Raw genomic sequence first — 6,512 nt, 5'->3', positions numbered from 1 at the left:
GTGGTTTCCGGTGATCGTTCTGCGTAGAGAACAGAAATGATCACCCACGGGCATCCTGCTGTCGGGGCCACCCAACACCCCGGGATCTCACACAACGTGACAGCCGATCAGCCCACTCAAGGCCACACACCGCTCAACTTCGAAGACCCGGTATGTCTCTGCGTGCGTATCTGGCTCGGCTCGCCGAGACCCTGCTGACTCCCGCTGAGCGGGCCGGACGGGCCGAACACGCCCGGGCCGCCTTGAAGGCGTGGACCGGCTACGCGCCGAGTTCCGCTGAGGAGCGGGACCTCGACGGTGAGCTGGACCGTCGGCTGGCCAAGGCGGCGGCGCAGTGAGCGACGCGATGCACATCGTGCTGGACGACACCGCCATGGCCGCGGCCGGCCAGGGCAATGTCCTGGCCTCCCGCCTGATCCACCGCGCCCACGTGGAAGCCGGCTGGTACCTCTACGCCCCGGCATGCGCACTGGTCGAAGCCGACCGTGCCCGCACTGGTACGGCAGAGCACCTCGCGGCTCTGCCGGGTATCACCGTCCTGGACCTGGATCTGCCCACCGCCTTGGTGGTGGCCCAGCAGAACACGTGGGCCGCCGCACACGCCCAGTACGCGGCGCAGCCCGCTGCGGACCGCCCCGACGGTGCGATCATCGCCACCACCGCTCCCGAACGGTGGGCCGGCGAACCGCTCCGTGTCCTGAACCTCACCCCCTGACCGCAGCAGGAACAGCCGCCGCCCCGCTCCAGAAGCGGGGCGGCGGCAGTGTGTTCCTGCTGGCGGCGGGCGGCAACGAGGGCGGTCCCGCCGCCGGTTCTCGCGCGGTCAGCTCTTCGCGCTGTGCTGGCGTGCCCGGTAGGCGGCGGCCTTGACCCTGTTGCCGCAGGTCTTCATGGCGCACCACTCCCGCCGGTGGCCACGCGAGCGATCGAGGTAGACCTGGGTGCACTCGGGACGGGCGCACTCGCGCAGCAGCGCCCCCTCGTCGTCGCCGAGGATCTCCACCGTCTCACGGGCGAGAGCCGCGAGTCCCTGCAAGACCGAGCCGGTGCGGGTCGTGCCGTCGGGGCCGAGCCGCAGCGTCACGGGGAGGCCCGAGGCCTGCAGGTTCAACTCGGTGACCGCCTCGGCGGGCAGCGGCCGGTCGTCCAGGCGCGCCGCGACCAGGTCGTAGATCGCTTCGCGCAGCTCCAGGGCGATGGTGAGGTCGGCCTCGTTGGCGCTGGGCGCCAGATCGAGCATCCCGGACTCCACGAACCAGTCGTCGAGCAGCTCAGGGGTGGCGAGCTTCTCCATCGGCTCTGCGTTGCGTCGTGCGCGCAGCGTGCCGACGAAGTCGAGGGGGAGCGTCCCACAGGGAAAAGCATGATTCACGTAACCATACTGACTAGTGACTCGCGAAGATGCAATAGCCGAACGGGGTCGACAGCCAAGAAATCACCTGCTTGACTGGTTACGACGAGCTGTGGAAGGGTCGCGGTTACTCCTGCGGTTGCCCCCCCAGGCAATCGTTTCCACGATCACTCGATCACTCCTGATGTGAGGGCCTCCCATGGCAGTCGTCCGTATTCACCTCCTCTCGTCCCTCAGCCCCGCGGAGGCACTGGCGGTACTGACCGACTTCGGTCCCTCCCGCGCCGATTCGAGCGGTAACCACCCGGCGCCCCTTTGGAGCCCTTCGCCCCGACCGGTTGCGCAAGCCGGTGCGCGATCATGTCGACGCTTCCCAATGCTGAAGTCAAGCCGCTGCGGTGCTGGGGGTGTTACTTGGTAGCACCGTCGGTCACGGAGCAGGGCCCACAAGACGTTGACGCGACGGCGGGCGAGAGCGAGCACGGCTTGGGTATGCCGTTTGCCCTCCGCGCGCTTGCGGTCGTAAAACTTCCGCGAGTTGGGATCGAACTGGATGCTCACCAGTGCCGAGGTGTAGAAGACCCTCTGCAGGCGGCGGTGGTAGCGCTGAGGACGGTGGAGGTTGCCGCTGATTTTGCCCGAGTCACTCGGCGCGGGGGTCACTCCCGCGAAGGCGGCGAGGCGGTCAGGGCTGGGGAACGAGGCCAGGCTGCCACCGACAGCGACGAGGAACTCGGCACCGAGCACCGTGCCGATGCCGGGCAGGGACTGGATCACCTCGGCGAGCTCGTGCTCACGAAACCGGCCCTCGATGAGCTTGTCGGTCTCGGCGATCTTCTCGTTGAGGGCCATCACCTCCTTCGCGAAGGTGAGCACCATCTTCGCGATCGCGCTTTCGCCCGCGACGGCGGTGTGCTGCCGCTCGGCGGCCTCGATGGCCCTGGCAGCCAGAGCCTCGGGGTTGCGGACCTTGCGGTTGCGCAGCCAGGTGGTCTGCCGACGCTGGCCGGTGCGGCGGATCGCAGCCGGACTCTGGTAGGCCGTCAGAAGCAGCAGTGCACCGCTGGTTCCCATGTCCAGGACTCGCTCCAGGGCCGGGAACATGCTGGTCAGCAGGGATCGGAGGCGGTTGACGGTGCGGGTGCGTTCCGCGACCAGGTCGACGCGGCGCTCGGTCAGCAGCCGCAATTCGACGGCGGCGTCGTCATCGGGGCGGATCGGCTGGAGATCACGACGCATGCGGGCCTGGTCGGCGATGACGCGGGCGTCGGCCGCGGTAGCCATCCGAGGCGCGGTTGACCGCGACACCGGGGATATAGACCAATTCCTGGCCGTGGTTGACGAGCAGCGCGATCAGCAGCGCAGGCTCGCCGCCGGTCATGTCCATCGCCCAGGTGACGGCGCGGCCGTCGGCGAGGTCGAGGACATCGCCGATCAGCCTCAGCAGCTCGGGCTCGTCGTTGGCCACCCGCCGCGACAGCAGGGTCGCACCCTCGGAGTCCAGGACCAGGGTGTGGTGGTGGGTCTTGCTGCAGTCGGTCCCTGCCCATATCCGGCTCATCGTGCTCCAGCTCGTCGTGACACCACGCGACCTACGCCCTTGTGGTCGCGCGCTCTACGATGGTCGGCAGGCCCCGCATGCGCCCCGCACAGAGCGGTGCACGGGTCGGAGTGATATGGACAAAGGCCCGGCCACGTCTCCTTGGCCGGGGAGCACGCCGACGAAGGAGGGGCTGCAGCCATGAGTTCGCTGTTGACCGAGAGCGACCTCAGCCACGAGGAAGAGGTGGTGTGGCTGGAGAACCTCGAGGGGCTGGACTACGTCCGTCAGGCGCTGGACAGACCCGGCGCCGCAACACCAAGCCTCCCTATGCCCGCGACGGGCGCATGGTGGGCTACGCGCTCCTGGACGACGACGCGACCCCCGACCCCGACAGCGGCCTGTACAAGCGCCGGGTTTTCTTCCTGCTGCCCCACGACCGGGACAGCCTTCCGGACGGTCTCTACCGCGAGGGGGCTCCCGGTGAAGCGGTCGACCCGCGCACCATCGCCCCGAAGAAGCCCGGAGCCAAGACTCCGAGATCACAGTGCGGCTCCGTGGTCATAGCGACATCCGCGCCGTGACGGGAGACGCCGCGGGGGAGCGCGGACGAGGACGGGCGGCCTGATTTCCGGGGACCATGTGCGCCACGAGGAGGCTCTCCGGTGATTCCGACGACCAGTGAGGGCCAGAGGGCGCACGAGTGAGTGCCGTAGGCGAGCCCGTGGCTTGGTCCGTTGACCGTGATCCCGTTGTTCCGGCGGCCGCTCGCACAGCGCTTCCAGGTTCGGTTCCTCGCCGGTCAGGGCCTTCGACGGCGTACTGGAGTTCTCCGTGGTCAGCGGCGGTATCCGTGCTTGTCGACGTCGTGTCCGCTGCGACCGGACACGACCGCGGGAGGGCCGCCCCCTGGAAAGCACCGAAGGTGCGGCCCTTGCTCGATCAGCTCGGCGTGCCGCGGGTGTTCGCGCCGGCTGCCTCAGTTGTAACAGCTACCGCGCTGTGTCGCTCTCCGAGCCGGTGGTCTGCAGAACGAAGTCGCGGACCGCATCACTGAAGAGCGCGGGCTCTTCGACGTGGCCCAGGTGACCGCTGTTCTCCAGAATGACCAGCCGGGAGTCGGGGATCAGTTCGTGCAGTTCCTGGGACCAGCGCGGTCCGCAGATCACGTCGTGCCGACCTACCACCATCAGGGCCGGTACCTCCAGCCCCTTGAGTGCGGCACGATCGTCGACGAGGTCCGGCGAGAGATCCTCGTCCATTCCGGAGATGTACGTGGCCCGGATCGTGTCCCGGATCGGGGCGAACCGCTCCTCGTTGTCCCAGTAGTTCGCGAAGTATGACGGCAGCACTCCTCGGGCGACGGCGACGGTCGACTCGTCGTCGGACATGCCGGACATCGCGCCGAACGCGGCGAGCACGTCGGCGAGTCCGGGGTGACCGGCGTGCTTCGCCGCGAACTCCTGCACCCTGCGGCCCGCTTCCTCGCCGTGCTCGGGTCCGGTGACCGGCGCGCCCCCGTACAGGACGACACCCGCCAGCCGCTCCGCGCGGTACAGGGCGTGGTAGGCCGCGACGAACGCACCGTGGGAGTGACCCAGGAGGTGCACCTTGGGCACGCCGAGGTGGTTGATCAACACCTCGAGGAAACGGCTGTAGCGGTCCCGGGTGTAGCCGTGCGGGTGGGAGGGGAGGCGGCCGGAGTCGCCGGTGCCGATGGGCTCCACGTAGACCATGGTCAGGTGCTGTTCCAGGAGCGGCATGCGCATGTAATCCCAGAAGATGCCGGGTCCGCCGGAGTGGACCACACAGAACGGGCCGCTGCCGTACACGTGGTAACGCTGGGTGATGCCCCCGACCTCGAAGGAGTGGATGCCGGGGGAGAGGGGGGCATCGGGAGACTGGGAGGCGGCAGCAGGGTTCGAAGGGGTGCTCACGTTGCTCTCCGTGTGGTGAGAGGGTTTCACTGGCACCGACATGGCACGGCGGGAGGCCCTGAAGTTCGGTTCGTTCGCCGTGATCCGCGTCACACCTTGGATGGGGCGAGCCACGGAGTTCCGAAAACGCCTGGGTGCGCCCGGGGGAGAGACCGGTCTTCTCGTCGTGTCCGGGGGCCGGGTTCGGCCCGGCGGTCACTTCGTGGCGCGTTCGCGGGCCAGTTCGGCGGCCAGCCTGGCCGGTCCGCGGTAGACCGGTCCGTGACCGGGCAGGATGGTGGCCGCCTCCACCTCTGCGGGCACGGACAGCGAGTCCAGGGCCCGTGCCCGGTCGGTGTGGAACATGCCGGGCAGCAACTGCGGGCCGTCGACGCGCGATGTCGGATGGGCGGTCACCAGGGCGTCGCCGCTGACCAGGATGCCGCTGTCGGGCAGGTGATAGGCGCTGTGCCCCTTGGTGTGCCCCGGCGTGTGCACGGGCACGGGACCACCGGGCAGGTCGAGTCGGCCCGGTGCGGGGAACGGCTGAGGTTCGGTGACCGGCACATGCGCGGTACCGCCCGCTGTGAGGGCGTGTACGGCCCAGGGCACCACACCGGGCTGCCAGGCCCGCAGGAGCACCTGACCCACGGTCACCTGGTTCAGGAAGTCCCGGCGAGCGTGGGGCACTTCCTGCTGGTGCATGAGCACCGGTGTGCCGTACGTGGTGCGCAGGTACTCGGCGGCCCCGATGTGGTCGTTGTGCGCGTGCGTGACGAGGACCGCGCGCACGGCTTCCGGGGCGAGCCCTACGGCGGCCAGGGAGGCGAGCACCGCGTCGCGGTCACCGGGATACCCGGTGTCGATCAGCGTGCAGGTGTCGCCGTCCGCGACGATCACCCAGTTGGTATTGCTGCCGGAGAACTGGCCGGTGCTGACCAGGTCCAGGTTGTTGGTCGGTTCGTCGAGGAGCAGCAGTTGTGGTGCGGGTTCGGCGTACAGGACGCAGGCCAGGGTGGCGTGTAGTCGTTCGCCTCCGGAGAGTACGCCGACCGGGAGGTGGGCCCGGGCGCCGCGGAAGAGGAAGCGGGCGAGGATGTTCATCCGCTCGGCCTCGGGTCGCTCCGGCGCGAACGCGACGAAGTTCTCGGCCACGGTGAGGTCCAGGTCCAGCAGGTCGAGGCGCTGCGAGAGGTAGGCGATACGCCCGTCGGCCCGCTTGATCTGTCCGCCGTCCAGGGGGAGATCGCCGTTGATCAGGCCCAGCAGCGTGCTCTTGTCGGCGCCGTTGGGGCCGGTCAGCGCGATGCGCTCGGGCCCCCGGATGGTCAGGTCGACGCCCTGTTCGGCGAAGACGGCCTTGCCGCCGTGCCGCACCTGCATCTCCTCCCCGAGGAAGAGGTTGCGCCCGGCGGGTACACGAGTGTTGGGCAGATCGAGGGTGAGGCGCTGCTCCGCTCGCACTGAGCGCTCCGCCTCGTCGAGCCGGGCCTTGGCCTCGCTGACCCGGGCTGCGTGCATCTGGCCCGCCCGGCCCGCGGACTCCTGGGCACCGCGCTTCATGTTGCCGGCGAAGATGCGGGGCAGGTCGGCGTTCTTGAGGTTGCGGGCGGCGTTGCTCTGCCGGCGGTCGGCGCGTTCGCGGGCCTGCTGCTTCTCCCGCTTCTCCCGCTTCAGCTCCTGCTCGGCGTTGCGGACGTTCTTT

The 6,512-nt window shown here is 69.1% G+C and carries 4 protein-coding genes and 4 pseudogenes; 3 read left to right on the top strand and 5 right to left on the bottom strand.

Going from position 1 to position 6,512, the window contains the following annotated elements:
• Positions 1-149 precede the first annotated feature (149 nt).
• Both KN815_RS30295 and KN815_RS30290 read left to right on the top strand, forming a co-directional pair.
• Positions 150-338: pseudogene (locus KN815_RS30295) on the top strand (hypothetical protein); the annotation flags it as partial.
• Positions 339-346: 8 nt separating this feature from the next.
• Positions 347-715 carry a PIN domain-containing protein gene (locus tag KN815_RS30290; RefSeq protein WP_216345066.1) on the top strand — a complete coding sequence of 123 codons (369 nt, stop codon included), beginning with the start codon at positions 347-349 and terminating at the stop codon, positions 713-715.
• Between the two features lie 108 nt (positions 716-823).
• Here the strand turns inward: KN815_RS30290 and KN815_RS30285 are convergent, their stop codons facing one another.
• Positions 824-1,372, bottom strand: coding sequence for a CGNR zinc finger domain-containing protein (locus KN815_RS30285; protein WP_216345065.1), 549 nt, complete (start codon positions 1,370-1,372; stop codon positions 824-826).
• A 381-nt stretch (positions 1,373-1,753) separates the two neighbouring features.
• Positions 1,754-2,912, bottom strand: a pseudogene (locus tag KN815_RS30280) (IS110 family RNA-guided transposase); the annotation flags it as partial.
• Positions 2,913-3,092: 180 nt separating this feature from the next.
• Between KN815_RS30280 and KN815_RS30275 the strand changes: the two are divergent.
• Positions 3,093-3,475 (top strand): annotated as a pseudogene (locus KN815_RS30275) (DUF6009 family protein).
• 408 nt (positions 3,476-3,883) lie between these two features.
• Here KN815_RS30275 and KN815_RS30270 read toward each other — a convergent pair.
• The 3 genes and pseudogenes from KN815_RS30270 to KN815_RS52340 form a co-directional block, all read right to left on the bottom strand.
• Positions 3,884-4,828 (bottom strand): alpha/beta fold hydrolase, encoded by a 945-nt coding sequence (locus KN815_RS30270; protein WP_253209331.1) that lies wholly within the window; start codon positions 4,826-4,828, stop codon positions 3,884-3,886.
• A gap of 195 nt (positions 4,829-5,023) precedes the next feature.
• The gene (locus KN815_RS52345; RefSeq protein WP_372458515.1) at positions 5,024-5,707 is read right to left on the bottom strand and encodes an MBL fold metallo-hydrolase; all 684 of its coding nucleotides are present in this window, start codon (positions 5,705-5,707) and stop codon (positions 5,024-5,026) included.
• Between the two features lie 12 nt (positions 5,708-5,719).
• Positions 5,720-6,512, bottom strand: a pseudogene (locus KN815_RS52340) (ATP-binding cassette domain-containing protein); the annotation flags it as partial.

It is taken from the genome of Streptomyces niphimycinicus (genome assembly GCF_018883605.1).
Classification (GTDB): Bacteria; Actinomycetota; Actinomycetes; order Streptomycetales; family Streptomycetaceae; genus Streptomyces; species Streptomyces niphimycinicus.
Note: the sequence above shows the minus strand (reverse complement) of the source record. Positions and strands in the feature narration are given on the sequence as shown.